The following is a 13604-nucleotide window of genomic DNA, read 5'->3' as shown; positions in this document are numbered from 1 at the left end:
TCAGGTCCCCTTCCCCGCGCCGGCGGTGTACGACGAGCCGAGGAAGCGTTCCACCAAAGCGCGCTCAGCCGCCGGGTCTTTGAGCGGCCAGCCCCACAGCGCCAGGAAGACACGGATCAGCCACTGCGCCGCCAGCGGGTCGTCGTTGCCGGGCCCCAGCATCTCGGCGGCCAACGCGGTCACCGCGGGCGAGTTGATGACCCAGTCGCTGACCGGGGCCGCGTGGATCGAGCGCATGAGCTGAGCGAGCGGATCGGAGCGCAGGCGTTCCAACGCCATGATCGTGGCCGTCACGACCCGCTCGCGACCAGTGAGATCCTTGATCGCCTCCCGGGTCTTATCGATGATGCGCGCGGCTTGCATACGGATCACGGCGTCGCGGATGGTCGCCTTGCCGCCGGCATGCCGGTATATCGTCGCCGGCGAGCAGTGCACCCGGGCCGCCAACGCCTCGATCGTGAAACCGTCATATCCGTGCCGCGCGATGAGGTCGGCGGCCGCGCTGTAAATCCGTTCGGTGGCTTCGCTACCGCGATCGCGGCCCACCAACCAGTCATCGCGCGTCATCCACCCATGCTCCCCCACTCTGCATGGCGCCAGAAATCATTTCGCAGCATGAGAATTTTGAGACTTCTCCTCTCACGGATACCGCCTGTTCGTGCCGGGTCGACGAAGTCGTCCCCCGGCGAACCCGGCCGCGACGGCTCCTCAACTTCTCGGCATCCCGTTGACGCTGCGACCAGCGGCATCGAGCCTGAAACGCATGACGGTCTTGGACAGTGCGGTCCGGTTCTTCAGCAGCGAGGCGATACAGGACCCCTACCCGCTGTATGACCGCATGCGCGCCGAGGCGCCGGTGCACCGCATCGGCGATTCCGTGTTCTACGCAGTATGCGGTTGGGATGCGGTCCAGGAGGCCGTGGACCGGGTCGAGGATTTCTCGTCGAACCTGACGGCGACCATGGTCTATCACGACGACGGCACCATCACCCCCCTCGACATGGGACAGCCGGGCGCCCCGATGCATATATTGGCCACCGCGGACGACCCTGTTCATGCGATGCACCGAAAGATCCTGCTGCCACACTTATCGGCCAGACGCGTGCGCATCATCGAGGAATTCGCGGTCCAGACCGCCGACCGTCTCTGGGAAGAAAACCTGCACGACGGCCAGATCGAATGGATGAGCGCGATCGCCAACCGGTTGCCGATGATGGTGGTCTGCAAGCTGTTGGGCCTCCCCGACGACGATGTCGACACACTCATCCGGCTGGGGTACGCCACGACCACGCTGCTCGACGGGATTGTCACGCCCGAACAGGTCGAGCAGGCCGGACTGGCCGCGATGCAGCTGTCCGGCTACGTGATGGAGCATTTCGAAAAGGCCCGCGGCAAGCCAGATTCCGGGCTGATAGGCGACCTGGCAGCGCGCTACGCGTCGGGTGAACTCGAGCAACTGCCGGCGCTGGGAATCATGCTCACGCTCTTCAGCGCGGCCGGTGAATCGACGGCGTCACTGCTGGGCAGCGCAGGGTGGATCCTCACCGATCGGCCCGCGATCCAACGGCAGCTGCGCGAGAACCCGGAATTACTAAGCGCTTTCATCGAAGAAACGTTGCGCTTCGAGGCGCCGTTTCGCGGCCATTACCGCCACGTGTGGCGGGACACGACCCTGGGCGGCGTCGAGGTGCCGGCCGGCGCGCACTTGCTGCTGATGTGGGGAGCGGCGAACCGCGACCCGTCGCACTTCGAAGCCCCGAACGAATTCCGGCTCGACCGCGCGTCCGCCAAGAGCCACGTGAGTTTCGGCAAGGGCGTGCATTTCTGCGTAGGTGCCGCGCTGGCCCGGTTGGAGGCCCACATCGTGCTGCGGATGCTGCTCGAGCGCACCTCGTGGATCGACGCGACCGACATCGGCGAATGGCTGCCGAGCATCCTGGTACGGCGCCGCGAGCGACTCCAGCTAGCTGTGCGGTGATCTAGGGGCGCGGCTGCACGTCGACGCTCGGCGGCCGCGACTGCGGCTCCTGAGGCTTCGCCCGCACGGAGCGCCGGACGAGGCTGAACGCGACGGCGCCCCCGGCGAGGACGGCGACGGCGACCCCCGCAAAGACCCACGGGCGCTTGCCGCGACGCTGCGCGCGGCGCGCGTCCTGCAGCGCCTGGGGCAGGCTGGTGACCACTTCCTGCGCGGCGGCCAACTCCTGGGCCAGGGTTTCCTGGGCCGCGGCGAGGTCGCGGGCCAGCCGCCCCTCTTGATACCGGCGACGCAGTTGCGATGCGGTCGATTGCGCGGACTGGACACTCAGGCCGACCACTCCCCGGGTGACGTCCACCGGCCCCTGCGCCGAGTACGACAGACCGCGGGCCAGTCGCTGCCGCGGGGTCAGCCTGGAATCCGTCTTCGCGCTCATCTGTCGCCTTTCTGTCCGGTGGATAGAGTCTGCCCTGACGCCGGGCCCGGTATCTGAACAGACTGCCAGCATAGGGACGCCGGCGTTGCCTTGGGTGACACCGCGTGCGGCGGCGCCCGCCGGTAATGGCAGACTCTCTTGCCGTGACCAACAGCCCCTTTCAGACTGCTACCGCCACGCTCCACACCAACCGCGGCGACATCAAGGTCGCCCTCTTCGGGAACCACGCGCCCAAGACCGTCGCCAACTTCGTTGGCCTGGCGCAGGGCACCAAGGAGTACTCGACGCAGAACGCATCGGGTGGCTCGTCCGGCCCGTTCTACGACGGCGCGGTCTTTCACCGGGTGATCCGGGGCTTCATGATCCAGGGCGGCGACCCGACCGGAACCGGTCGCGGCGGCCCGGGCTACAAGTTCGCCGACGAGTTCCACCCCGAACTGCAATTCGACAAGCCCTACCTGCTGGCGATGGCGAACGCGGGTCCGGGTACCAACGGTTCGCAGTTCTTCATCACGGTCGGCCAAACCCCCCACCTGAACCGGCGCCACACCATCTTCGGCGAGGTGACCGACCCGGAGTCGCAGAAGGTCGTCGACGCGATCTCGACGACGAGCACCGACGGCAACGACCGTCCCACCGAGCCGGTCGTCATCGAGTCGATCACCATCTCCTAGCCGGCGGTAAGCCGCTGCCGATCAGCCTTGCTGACGGCCCGCGTAGCCCGCTGCGGTGAGCGCGTCGAGCACCTGCAGCGGATCCGTTCCGAGGTCCCAGCGGGAGAACAGCACCAGGTCGTCGGCGGCCGTCTCGACCTCGAGCAACCGCACCTTGCGTCCGTAGCGGCGGAACTCGATGATGCGGATGATCTTGATGTCGGAATGCTGCAATAGCTGCGTCCGGAACCAGCCGCGCAGAGCCAGGCCGCCGGGCGTGATTGCCAGCTTGGGACGCGCGTGCCACGACACGCCGGCAAACAAGATCAGACCCGCCGCGGCAACGCCCGCCAAAATGCGGCCCGGCGGGTCTGTGACCACGGTCACAGCGGCGATTGCCATCAGAAGGCCCGCGGCTCCACAACCAGCGATTCCCGCCGTGTGGGGCTGCCATTGTGTTTGCTGCATGCGGTCCTTAACCCCTCCCACCACGGCCTATGCAGTTATCCACATCAGCTATCAACAGTGGGGATAAATCACACGCGTGTGATTGGGTGGTGACAAAGTTGCTGAGGCAGTGGCAAATCAGGCTGAAAATGAATTCATTACGCTGGCTGTCCCGCTCAGTGCCAGCGCATCGTGAGCAACAAACCGGTGATCATGAAAGCGAACGCGATCGCATAGTTCCACGGGCCCAGTTGGGCCATCCAGTTGAGGGCGGTCGGCGCCTGGCTCCCGACGGCGGCCAACTGGAACACCATCAGCCAGACGAGGCCGATCAGCATGAGACCGATGAACAGCGCGACGAACCACACGCTCGACGGTCCGACCTTGACCTTCACCGGGGTGCGGCTGACCGCGCTGACGGTGAAGTCGTTCTTCTTGCGGACCTTGGACTTGGGCATGTTTACCTCGCGGATTACCTCAACGACACGGTGAGCGGGACGGGGTGCAACGATGAGAACCGCAGCTGCACCCATAGCTTGGCTACGAGACTAACTCACCCGGGGCGGTGACCAGGAAATGGAGAGGCGATGATCCAGACGCGCCGGTCGCCATGGCGCTTGGGCGTCCCGGTGGTGTGTCTGCTGGCCGGACTGCTGCTCGCCGCCACCCACGGCGTCTCCGGGGGCACCGAAATCCGCCGCAGTGACGCCCCCCGGCTGGTGGACCTGGTCCGCGAGACCCAGTCCTCGGTGAACCGTCTGGCCGCCCAGCGCGAGGCGCTGGCGGCCAAGATCGACGCCGCCCACGGGCGGTCATCCGATGCCGCGCTGGCGGCCATGCTGCGGCGCTCCAACCAGCTCGCCGGCGAGGCGGGAATGAGCCCGGTGCACGGCCCGGGTCTGGTGGTCACGCTCGCGGACGCCCAGCGCGACGCCAACGGCCGTTTCCCCCGCGATGCGTCCCCGGACGATCTGGTGGTGCACCAGCAAGACATCCTGGCCGTGCTCAACGCGCTGTGGAGCGCCGGCGCCGAGGCGATCCAGATGCAAGACCAGCGGATCATCGCGACCTCGGTGCCGCGCTGCGTCGGCAACACGCTGCTGCTCAACGGGCGCACCTACAGCCCGCCGTACACGATCACCGCGATCGGCAACGCGGCGGCCATGCAGGCGGCCCTGGCCGCCGCGCCCCTGGTGGTCCTGTACAAGCAGTACGTGGTGCGCTTCGGCCTCGGTTACACCGAAGAGGTCAAGTCCGACGTGCAGGTGGTGGGTCATTTCGAGCCCGACCGGCTGCATTTCGCACAGCCCAACGGTCCGATCGGCTACTGACGCCTACTGACCAGCGGCCCGAGCGCCGGCGGACGGTAACCTGGCACGATGCGGATTCTGGTTGTCGACAACTACGACAGCTTCGTGTTCAACCTGGTGCAGTACCTCGGTCAGCTGGGTGTGGACGCGGAAGTCTGGCGCAATGACGACACCCGGCTCTCCGACCTCTCGGCCGATCATGCCGCCATCGCCCGCCAATTCGACGGGGTGTTGCTCAGCCCGGGGCCGGGCACCCCGGAACGCGCGGGCGCGTCGATCCCGATGGTTCGCGCATGTGCCGCCGAAAGGACCCCGCTGCTCGGGGTCTGCCTGGGACACCAGGCCATCGGCGTCGCATTCGGTGCCGTCGTCGACCGCGCCCCGGAGCTGCTGCACGGCAAGACCAGCAGCGTGTTTCACACCAATACCGGTGTGCTGCAAGGGCTTCCGGACCCCTTCACGGCGACTCGCTACCACTCGCTGACCATCCTGCCCGAGTCGTTGCCGCCGGTGCTCGAGGTCACGGCCCACACCGAGAGCGGCGTGATCATGGGCGTGCGGCACACCGAGCTGCCGATCCACGGGGTCCAGTTCCACCCGGAGTCGATCCTGACCGAGGGCGGGCACCGGATGCTGGCGAACTGGCTGGCCGACTGTGGATGGGAGCGCAACGACACGTTGGTGCGCCGGCTCGAGAACGACGTGCACGCCGCGGTGCGGCCGTACTTCCCGGCCGACCCGACGGCTACTGACCGAACTTCAGCGTGATGATGCCGTCCCGGTTGACCCCGGAGCCGGCCGGCGGGTTCTGATAGACCACCCGGTGGGACTGCGAACCACCGGCGTCGACGTCGGCGCCCTTGTCCAAGATGCCCGTCCAGCCCAGCGCGCGTAGGCGTGGTTCGGCATCGGTCCAGAACATGCCGGACAGGTCGGGCATGATGAACTGGTTGCCCTTGGACACCTGCAGCTCGATCACCGAATCGACCGGAACCATCTGTCCCTTGGGCGGATTGGTGCCGATCACCTCGCCGGCCGGACGCGAGCTGTCCACCTGCACCTGGGTGACCTTGCTGAAGCCGTAGACCGTCAGGTTCTTCTGGGCGATGTCGACGGTCTGGCCCGCGATGTCGGGCACCTGCTTGGTCTCCGGCCCGGAGCCGACGATCAGGGTGACGACGTTGGTGATCGCCGAGGTCTGGTTGGCCGGCGGGTTGGTACCGATCACCTTGCCCAGCAATTCCGGGGTCGACGGCGAGTTGGCCTGCTTGAACTTGCTGAATCCGGCGGCCTTGAGCTTGGTGACCGCGTCGGAATAGCTCAGCGAGGACACGTCGGGCACCTCGCGCTGCTCGGGCCCGGTGGACACGTTGATGGTGATCTCGTCGCCCGCATTGACCGACGCGTTGGCGCCCGGGTCGGTGCCGATGACGTGGTCGGGCGGGATCGTGGAATCCGGCTTCTGCAGGGTGCGGGTCTTGAAGCCGCGGTTCTGCAGCGCCGCGATGGCGTCGGCGGACACCTGCCCGCGCACGTCGGGCACCTGCACGTCGCGGGCGCCGCCGCCGAACGTGTTGAACGCGATGACGACCACAATCGTCAGCACCGCCAGCGCGGCGACCGCGACGATCCAGCGGCCCACCGAGCCGACGCTGCGGTCCTCGCCCGCGTCCGCGAGAACCTGACGCGGTAACGGATCGGTCCGCGACGGGCCGGTGGCGCCGGGACCCGACGACAGCAGCGAGCTCCGGTCCGCGTCGGTGAGCACCTTTGGCGCTTCCGGCTTTTCGCCGTTGTGCACCCGAATCAGATCGGCGCGCATCTCCGCCGCGGTCTGATAGCGGTTGTCGGGATTCTTGGCCAACGCCTTGAGCACGACGGCGTCGAGATCGGCGGAGATGCCCTCGTGCCGCTGCGACGGCGGGACGGGGTCTTCCCGAACATGTTGGTAGGCAACGGCAACCGGTGAGTCACCGGTGAAAGGCGGTTCGCCCGTGAGGATTTCGTAGAGGACACAGCCCAAGGAGTACACGTCGGAACGGGCGTCGACGGTGTCGCCGCGGGCCTGCTCGGGCGAGAGGTATTGCGCGGTTCCGATCACCGCTGCGGTCTGGGTGACGCTGTTGCCGCTGTCGGCGATCGCGCGGGCGATGCCGAAATCCATCACCTTGACCGCATTGGTGGTGCTGATCATGATGTTGGCCGGCTTGACGTCGCGGTGGATGATGCCGTTCTGGTGGCTGAAGTTCAGCGCCTGGCAGGCGTCGGCGATGATCTCGATCGCCCGGCGCGGCGGCAGCGGGCCATCGGTGTGCACGATGTCGCGCAGGGTGACGCCGTCGACGTACTCCATGACGATGTAGGGCAGCGGCCCGGTGGGTGTCTCGGCCTCGCCGGTGTCGTAGACCGCGACGATGGACGGGTGATTCAGCGCGGCGGCGTTCTGCGCCTCGCGCCGGAAGCGCAGGTAGAAGCTGGGGTCGCGGGCCAGATCCGCGCGCAGCACCTTGACCGCGACGTCGCGATGCAATCGAACGTCGCGGGCCAGGTGAACCTCGGACATACCCCCGAAGCCGAGGATTTCGCCCAGTTCGTAACGGTCGGACAGGTGCTGCGGCGTGGTCATTGGTGCGTTCCGTGTCGGGCCGGCACGTTGTGGAGGCCGGAGGTCCCTATTGTCCCGTCATCCGGCCAGTCGAGCCTCAATTCGGGCCGGGCACCCGAACCGCTCGGCGTCTTGGTCGGCGGCGGTGGCGCCGAGGCGGGCGGTGTCCCGGTGTCGGTCACCGTCGGGGCTGTTGCTGCTGGTCGGCCTTCGAATTGATGACGATGAGCACCGCGATGATGATCGCCAACGCACCGAGCACCCCGGCGGCCCACAGCAGCGCGCGCTGGCCCGAGGAGAAGGTGCGCCGGGCCGGGGGTGGCCGGTGCCCGCCGGTGGCCGGCCGCGACCGACGGGGCGCGGCGGCGCGGCCCGGCGACACCGCGGGGGCGCGGGCCGTCGGGCTGGACGGAATCGCCGCCGGGGAGGCACGGCCGGCAGGCGGCGTCGCGCTGGGCCGCGGCGGGCGACGACCGGCGCGCACGGCGGCCACGGCATCGGCGAACGGTCCCCCGCTGCGGTACCGCATCGCGGGGTTCTTCACCAGCGTGATCTCGATGAGTTCGCGGACGTTGGGCGGCAGCTCGGCGGGCAGCGGCGGCGGCGGCTCCTTGATGTGCTTCATCGCCACCGTCAGTGCGCCGTCACCGGTGAACGGCCGCTTGCCCGAAACAACCTCGTAGCCAACCACCCCCAGCGAATACACGTCGCTGGACGGGGTGGCGTCGTGGCCCAACGCCTGCTCGGGTGCGATGTATTGGGCGGTGCCCATCACCATCCCGGTCTGGGTCACCGGGGCCGCGTCGACGGCCTTGGCGATGCCGAAGTCGGTGATCTTCACCTGGCCGGTCGGGGTGATCAAGATGTTGCCCGGCTTGACGTCGCGGTGCACCAGCCCGGCGGCGTGCGCCACCTGCAGCGCGCGTCCCGTCTGCTCGAGCATGTCCAGGGCATGGCGCAGCGACAGCCGGCCGGTGCGCTTGAGCACCGAGTTCAGCGGCTCGCCGTTGACCAGCTCCATCACCAGGTAGGCCGTCCGGCCCTCCCCGTCCAGCTGGCTTTCGCCGTAGTCGTGGACGGCGGCGATCCCGGGGTGGTTGAGCATCGCGGTGGTGCGCGCCTCGGCGCGGAACCGCTCAATGAACTCGGGGTCCTGGGAGAACTCCTGCTTGAGCACCTTGACGGCGACGCGTCGGCCCAGCCGGCTGTCCACCGCCTCCCACACCTGACCCATGCCGCCGGTGGCGATCAGGCGCTGTAGGCGGTATCTGCCAGACAGCGTCACACCAACTCGCGGGCTCATGGTCCTCCCTGTAGCGCGGCCTGGATCACAGCCCGTCCGATCGGCGCGGCGAGTGCACCCCCCGTCGCGGACAGGTGGTCGGCGCCATTCTCCACCAACACCGCCACAGCGACCCTCGGGGTCTGTGCGGGCGCGAAAGCGATGTACCACGCGTGCGGCGGGGTGTGCCGCGGATCGCTGCCATGCTCTGCGGTACCAGTCTTAGATGCGATCTGCACGCCGGGAATGGCCCCTTTCTGCTGTGCGACCTTCTCGGCGCCGACCATCAGCTCTGTTAGCTTAGCGGCGACCTGCGGCGAAACGGCGCGCCGCTGCTCATACGGCGCCGTGGTGCTGATCGTGGTCAGGTCGGGCCCCTTGAGGCTGTCTATCAGGTAGGGCTGCATCGTCACGCCGTCGTTCGCGATGGTCGCGGCGATCTCGGCGTTCTGCAGCGGTGTCATAGCGACATCCTTCTGGCCGATGCTCGACATTCCCAGCGCCGCGGCATCCGGGATGATCCCCACGGTCGACTCCGCGACCTGCAGCGGGATGACGCTGGGGGTGCTGTCCAGCCCGAACGAGCGCGCCATGTTGCGCAGCGCGTCGGACCCGGTGAGCATGCCGAGCTGGACGAATGCCGTGTTGCACGACAGGGCGAAGGCCTGCCGCAGCGACACCGTCGGCTCGTTTCCACACGATTCCCCACCGTAGTTCTCCAAAGTTGCCGTGCTGTTGGGCAGCGGGATGGAGGGCGCAGCGGTCAGCTGCTCGGTGTCGGAGGCCCCGGCCTGCAGCGCCGCCGCGGTGGTGATCACCTTGAAGGTGGACCCGGGCGGGTACGTCTCCGAGATCGCGCGGTTGGTCAGCGGGTTGTTGGGGTCGTCACGCAGCTTCTGCCATGCCTGCGCCTGCACCTCGGGATCGTGCGACGACAGCAGGTTGGGGTCGTAGGACGGCGACGACACCATCGCCAGGATCTTGCCGGTCGCCGGCTCGAGGGCGACGACGGCGCCCTTGCACGACGGTCCGCCGCAGCCCTGTTGCATCGCGTCCCAGGCGGCGCGCTGGACTCGCGGCTTGATCGTGGTGTCGACGTTCGCGCCGCGCGGGTCGCGCCCGGTGAAGAAGTCGGCCAACCTGCGCCCGAACAGCCGCTCGTCGGACCCGTTCAACAGCGGATCCTCGGCGCGCTCCAGCCCGGTGCTGGAATAGCGAAGCGAGTAGAAGCCGGTGACGGGCGCGTACTCCGCGGGGTTGGGATAGACGCGCAGGAAGCGATACCGGTTGTCGGTGGCGACCGAATAGGCCAGCAGTTGGCCGCCGGCCACGATCTGGCCGCGCTGGCGCGAGTATTCGTCGAGCAGGACCCGCTGGTTGCGCGGGTCGGCGCGCAGGGAGTCGGCGGCGAAGACCTGCGTCATCGTGGCGTTGATCAACAACAACACGATCAACGCCATCACGGTCACCGAGATCCGGCGCAGGGAGGCGTTCATACTTTCTCGATCACCTCGGTGCCGGCCGCCGCGATCGGCGGCGTGCTGCGCGCGCGGCTGCGCAGGGGGCGACGGGCGCTGTGCGAGATGCGCGCCAGGATGGCCAGCAGCACGTAGTTCGCCAGCAGGGACGAGCCACCGTAGGACATCCAGGGCGTGGTCAGCCCGGTCAGCGGGATGAGCTGGGTGACCCCGCCGACGACGATGAACAGCTGAAGGGCCAGCGTCGACGCCAGGCCCGCGGCCAGCAGCTTGCCGAAGCTGTCGCGGGTGGCGATCGCGGTGCGCAGACCCCGCACGATGACGATGGTGTAGAGCATCAGGATGCTGGCCAGGCCCACCAGCCCCAGTTCTTCGCCGAATGCGGCGATGATGAAGTCGGTCGAGGCGGCCGGCACGGTGTCGGGCTGACCGTTACCCAGGCCGGTCCCGAAGATCCCGCCGGTGGCAAAACTGAAGAGCGACTGGACAACCTGGTAGCCGCTACCGTCGGGGTCGGAGAACGGATCCCACCACATCTGCACGCGGACCCGGACGTGGGCGAAAATGTAATACGCGACAACGCTTCCCGCGACGAACAGCACCAGGCCGATTCCCACCCAGCTGAACCGTTGCGTCGCGAGGTAGACCACCACGAGAAACGACGTGTACAGCAATAGCGATGTGCCGAGGTCTTTTTCGAACGCCATCACGCCGACCGAGATCACCCACGCCGCGAGCAGGGGCGCGAGGTCGCGAGGACGCGGCAGGGTCAGTCCCATGAAATGCTTACCGACGCTGGTGAACAGGCCGCGCTTGGCGATCAGCACCGCGGAGAAGAAGATCAGCAGCAGGATCTTGGAGAATTCCGCGGGCTGAATTGAGAAGCCGGGCAAGCGAATCCAGATCTTGGCGCCATTCTGCTCGGACAGCGACGCCGGCAGCAGGGCGGGGATCACCAGGAAGACCAGGCCGACGAGCCCGCAGATGTAGCCGTAGCGCGCCAGCTGGCGATGGTCTTTCAGGAACGTGACCACCAGTGAAAAGGTCACCACGCCGATCAGGGTCCACAGCATCTGCTGGGTCGCGCTGGGGTGGTGCCGTCCGCTGAGCTGGTTGGTGACCAGGTCGAGCCGGTGAATCATCACCAGGCCAAGGCCGTTGAGCAGCGCCACGATCGGCAACAGCAGCGGATCGGTGTAGGGCGCGAAGCGCCGGATGGCCATGTGCGCCGACCCGAAGACGACGAGGAACACCAGCCCGTAACTGATCGCGGTCCAGTGCAGCTCGCGTTCTTGGTTGGCCTCGACTATCAGCAGCGCGGCGACGGTGATCAGTGAGGCGAAGCCCAGCAGCAGCAACTCGGCATTACGCCGGGTAGGCAACGGGGGCGTGACCGCGACCGGCGGCTGAAGTTGGGTCGTCATGCCACCGTCCGGCAATCGATGCCAGGTTGAGGTGGCGGCCCGGGAAGCGCGGTGACTGTCTGCGACGTGGTCGTCGGACCTGCCGGCGCAGAGTTCGCGGGGCCGTTGGCGCTGGTGCTCGGCGCGGGGCCGGCGCTGGAAGAGCTGGTGGTCGGTGGTGCTGGCGATGCTGTGGTGCCGGATTCTGGTGTTCCGCTGCGGGTGCCCGGTGAGCCGGGCGGAGACGTCGCGCGCGGGGGCGGACAGATCGGCAACAGGTACTCGGCCAGAAGCTGCCGCAGCTGTGACTCGGCCTGGTCCAGGCTGCCGCCCGGCAGCCCGGTCTGAACTTGGACCTGTCCGGGGCGGCGCAGGTCTTGCAGCGTCATCGGCTGGCAATTGGGGCGGCCGCCGGACTGCCCATAACTGATCAGGGAAAGCTCGTTGCGGGTGTTGAGGCAGCCGACCAGGTAGGGCTCCTGCAGCGGGATGCCCAGCAGGGTGCCCTGGATCCCGCGGACGATGGAGATCCGGCCGGTGTATTCGGCCACGTAATAGTTGCGTTGGATGACCCACCATCCGACGGTGAGGCCGGCGACCACCAACAGCACGGCCAGGCCGACGGCCATGTACATCTTGCGGCGTGACCAGCGCGGCCGATGCGGTGCCTCCGGTTGCGGCGCAACGCGTTTGGCGGATTCGTCGCGGGGCCGAATCGCCGAGGCGCGGCCGGCCGAGGTGTTGGGCAGGGTCATCTGATCCTCGTCGCCCGACACCGCGCCGGCGAGAATCGGCTGAGTCTGCCCGTAGTCGTAGTCGACCACGTCGGCGACCACGACGGTCACGTTGTCTGGGCCGCCGCCGCGCAGCGCCAGCTCGATGAGGCGGTAGGCGGCCTCGGCGACGTCGGGGATCTGCAGTGCCTCGAGGATGGTCTCGTCGCTCACCGGATCCGACAATCCGTCCGAGCAGAGCAGATAGCGGTCCCCGGCACGCGCCTCGCGCATGGTCAACGTCGGCTCGACCTCGTGGCCGGTGAGCGCCCGCATGATCAACGACCGCTGCGGGTGGCTGTGGGCCTCTTCGCGGGTGATGCGGCCCTCGTCGACCAGGGTCTGGACGAAGGTGTCGTCCTTGGTGATCTGGGTCAGCTCGCCGTCGCGCAGCAGATAGCCGCGCGAGTCGCCGATGTGCACCATGCCGATGCGGTCGCCGGCGAACAGGATGGCGGTGAGCGTGGTGCCCATCCCCTCCAGCTCGGGCTCGGCCTCCACCTGTGCGGCGATGGCCGCATTGCCGGAGCGCACGGCGTTGTCGAGCTTGGCCAGCAAATCGCCGCCGGGCTCGTCGTCATCGAGGTGCGCGAGCGCGGCGATCACCAGCTGGGATGCCACCTCGCCGGCGGCGTGACCACCCATGCCGTCGGCCAGCGCGAGCAGCCGTGCGCCGGCATAGACCGAGTCTTCGTTGTTGGCGCGTACCAGGCCGCGATCACTCCGCGCGGCGTATCGCAGGACCAGGGTCACGGGCGCAACTCAATCGCCGTTTTGCCGATTCGAATCGGGGTTCCGATCGGAACTCGTACCGCAGTCGTCACCTTCGCCCTGTCAAGGTAAGTGCCGTTGGTCGATCCTAGATCCTCGACGTACCACTCCGAGCCCCGCTGGGACAGCCTGGCGTGCCGCGTGGAGGCGTAGTCGTCGGTGAGCACGAGCGTGGAGTCGTCGGCCCTGCCGATCAACACCGGCTGCCCGCTCAGCGTGATGCGTCCGCCCGCCAGCGCGCCCTCGGTGACCACCAGATAGCGGGCCGCGTGCCTGCGCTGGCGCGATGGCAACAGCGTGCTGCGCAGCGCCAGGCCGCGTCGCACCATGACAGCACCGGTGGGCGCGTAGATGTCGGTCCGAAGGATTCGCAGCACGGACCAGATGAATACCCACAGCAGCATTAAAAATCCGGCGCGCGTCAGCTGCAGTACCAGTCCCTGCATCTGGCGTCCTTTCCGTCCGTCC

13 protein-coding genes and 1 pseudogene are annotated in these 13604 nt (G+C 67.7%); 4 read left to right on the top strand and 10 right to left on the bottom strand.

What is annotated here, in order from left to right; all coding sequences use genetic code 11:
- Positions 1 to 567, bottom strand: a complete 567-nt coding sequence (locus tag B9D87_RS19190; protein ID WP_007771615.1) for a TetR/AcrR family transcriptional regulator — start codon at positions 565 to 567, stop codon at positions 1 to 3.
- Positions 568 to 763: 196 nt separating this feature from the next.
- On the opposite strand from B9D87_RS19190, the gene B9D87_RS19185 reads away from it, so the two are divergent.
- Positions 764 to 1978 (top strand): cytochrome P450, encoded by a 1215-nt coding sequence (locus B9D87_RS19185; RefSeq protein WP_007771617.1) that lies wholly within the window; start codon positions 764 to 766, stop codon positions 1976 to 1978.
- A 1-nt stretch (position 1979) separates the two neighbouring features.
- Here B9D87_RS19185 and cwsA read toward each other — a convergent pair whose 3' ends face one another.
- Complete coding sequence (gene cwsA / locus B9D87_RS19180) at positions 1980 to 2414, bottom strand: cell wall synthesis protein CwsA (protein ID WP_007771619.1); 435 nt, start codon at positions 2412 to 2414, stop codon at positions 1980 to 1982.
- Between the two features lie 125 nt (positions 2415 to 2539).
- Here cwsA and B9D87_RS19175 point away from each other — a divergent pair, with 125 nt between their 5' ends.
- Positions 2540 to 3088 carry a peptidylprolyl isomerase gene (locus tag B9D87_RS19175; RefSeq protein ID WP_007771620.1) on the top strand — a complete coding sequence of 183 codons (549 nt, stop codon included), beginning with the start codon at positions 2540 to 2542 and terminating at the stop codon, positions 3086 to 3088.
- A 21-nt stretch (positions 3089 to 3109) separates the two neighbouring features.
- Here B9D87_RS19175 and B9D87_RS19170 read toward each other — a convergent pair whose 3' ends face one another.
- Positions 3110 to 3535: a PH domain-containing protein gene (locus B9D87_RS19170; protein WP_007771621.1), complete on the bottom strand. Its 426-nt coding sequence runs from the start codon at positions 3533 to 3535 to the stop codon at positions 3110 to 3112.
- 155 nt (positions 3536 to 3690) lie between these two features.
- Positions 3691 to 3972, bottom strand: coding sequence for a cell division protein CrgA (gene crgA, locus B9D87_RS19165; RefSeq protein WP_003872098.1), 282 nt, complete (start codon positions 3970 to 3972; stop codon positions 3691 to 3693).
- Positions 3973 to 4101: 129 nt separating this feature from the next.
- Between crgA and B9D87_RS19160 the strand changes: the two genes are divergently transcribed.
- Together B9D87_RS19160 and B9D87_RS19155 are read left to right on the top strand one after the other, a co-directional pair.
- Positions 4102 to 4845 (top strand): DUF881 domain-containing protein, encoded by a 744-nt coding sequence (locus B9D87_RS19160; RefSeq protein ID WP_007771637.1) that lies wholly within the window; start codon positions 4102 to 4104, stop codon positions 4843 to 4845.
- Between the two features lie 48 nt (positions 4846 to 4893).
- Positions 4894 to 5592: an aminodeoxychorismate/anthranilate synthase component II gene (locus tag B9D87_RS19155; RefSeq protein ID WP_007771639.1), complete on the top strand. Its 699-nt coding sequence runs from the start codon at positions 4894 to 4896 to the stop codon at positions 5590 to 5592.
- On the opposite strand, the gene pknB is transcribed toward B9D87_RS19155, so the two are convergent.
- The 6 genes and pseudogenes from pknB to B9D87_RS19125 form a co-directional block, all read right to left on the bottom strand.
- On the bottom strand, positions 5570 to 7450 hold the full coding sequence (gene pknB, locus B9D87_RS19150; RefSeq protein WP_007771640.1) for a Stk1 family PASTA domain-containing Ser/Thr kinase: 1881 nt from the start codon (positions 7448 to 7450) through the stop codon (positions 5570 to 5572). The two genes, B9D87_RS19155 and pknB, sit on opposite strands and share 23 nt — an antisense overlap.
- Positions 7447 to 8732: pseudogene (locus B9D87_RS19145) on the bottom strand (serine/threonine-protein kinase). The gene pknB and the pseudogene B9D87_RS19145 overlap by 4 nt, the downstream one beginning before the upstream one ends.
- Positions 8729 to 10207: a D,D-transpeptidase PbpA gene (gene pbpA, locus B9D87_RS19140; protein ID WP_007771642.1), complete on the bottom strand. Its 1479-nt coding sequence runs from the start codon at positions 10205 to 10207 to the stop codon at positions 8729 to 8731. The pseudogene B9D87_RS19145 and the gene pbpA overlap by 4 nt, the downstream one beginning before the upstream one ends.
- Complete coding sequence (locus B9D87_RS19135) at positions 10204 to 11613, bottom strand: FtsW/RodA/SpoVE family cell cycle protein (protein WP_007771643.1); 1410 nt, start codon at positions 11611 to 11613, stop codon at positions 10204 to 10206. The genes pbpA and B9D87_RS19135 overlap by 4 nt, the downstream gene beginning before the upstream one ends.
- The gene (locus B9D87_RS19130) at positions 11610 to 13118 is read right to left on the bottom strand and encodes a protein phosphatase 2C domain-containing protein (RefSeq protein ID WP_007771644.1); all 1509 of its coding nucleotides are present in this window, start codon (positions 13116 to 13118) and stop codon (positions 11610 to 11612) included. Before B9D87_RS19130 ends, B9D87_RS19135 begins: the two co-directional genes overlap by 4 nt.
- On the bottom strand, positions 13115 to 13582 hold the full coding sequence (locus tag B9D87_RS19125; RefSeq protein ID WP_007771646.1) for an FHA domain-containing protein FhaB/FipA: 468 nt from the start codon (positions 13580 to 13582) through the stop codon (positions 13115 to 13117). The genes B9D87_RS19130 and B9D87_RS19125 overlap by 4 nt, the downstream gene beginning before the upstream one ends.
- Positions 13583 to 13604: the final 22 nt, after the last annotated feature.

It is taken from the genome of Mycobacterium colombiense CECT 3035 (assembly GCF_002105755.1).
Lineage (GTDB): Bacteria > Actinomycetota > Actinomycetes > Mycobacteriales > Mycobacteriaceae > Mycobacterium > Mycobacterium colombiense.
Note: the sequence above shows the minus strand (reverse complement) of the source record. Positions and strands in the feature narration are given on the sequence as shown.

Excerpts from the sequence above, each read along its gene's own strand:
- B9D87_RS19190 (WP_007771615.1), bottom strand. The coding sequence starts at position 567 with ATGACGCGCGATGACTGGTTGGTGGGCCGCGATCGCGGTAGCGAAGCC.
- B9D87_RS19185 (WP_007771617.1), top strand. The coding sequence starts at position 764 with ATGACGGTCTTGGACAGTGCGGTCCGGTTCTTCAGCAGCGAGGCGATA.
- cwsA (WP_007771619.1), bottom strand. The coding sequence starts at position 2,414 with ATGAGCGCGAAGACGGATTCCAGGCTGACCCCGCGGCAGCGACTGGCC.
- B9D87_RS19175 (WP_007771620.1), top strand. The coding sequence starts at position 2,540 with ATGGCAGACTCTCTTGCCGTGACCAACAGCCCCTTTCAGACTGCTACC.
- B9D87_RS19170 (WP_007771621.1), bottom strand. The coding sequence starts at position 3,535 with ATGCAGCAAACACAATGGCAGCCCCACACGGCGGGAATCGCTGGTTGT.
- crgA (WP_003872098.1), bottom strand. The coding sequence starts at position 3,972 with ATGCCCAAGTCCAAGGTCCGCAAGAAGAACGACTTCACCGTCAGCGCG.
- B9D87_RS19160 (WP_007771637.1), top strand. The coding sequence starts at position 4,102 with ATGATCCAGACGCGCCGGTCGCCATGGCGCTTGGGCGTCCCGGTGGTG.
- B9D87_RS19155 (WP_007771639.1), top strand. The coding sequence starts at position 4,894 with ATGCGGATTCTGGTTGTCGACAACTACGACAGCTTCGTGTTCAACCTG.
- pknB (WP_007771640.1), bottom strand. The coding sequence starts at position 7,450 with ATGACCACGCCGCAGCACCTGTCCGACCGTTACGAACTGGGCGAAATC.
- pbpA (WP_007771642.1), bottom strand. The coding sequence starts at position 10,207 with ATGAACGCCTCCCTGCGCCGGATCTCGGTGACCGTGATGGCGTTGATC.
- B9D87_RS19135 (WP_007771643.1), bottom strand. The coding sequence starts at position 11,613 with ATGACGACCCAACTTCAGCCGCCGGTCGCGGTCACGCCCCCGTTGCCT.
- B9D87_RS19125 (WP_007771646.1), bottom strand. The coding sequence starts at position 13,582 with ATGCAGGGACTGGTACTGCAGCTGACGCGCGCCGGATTTTTAATGCTG.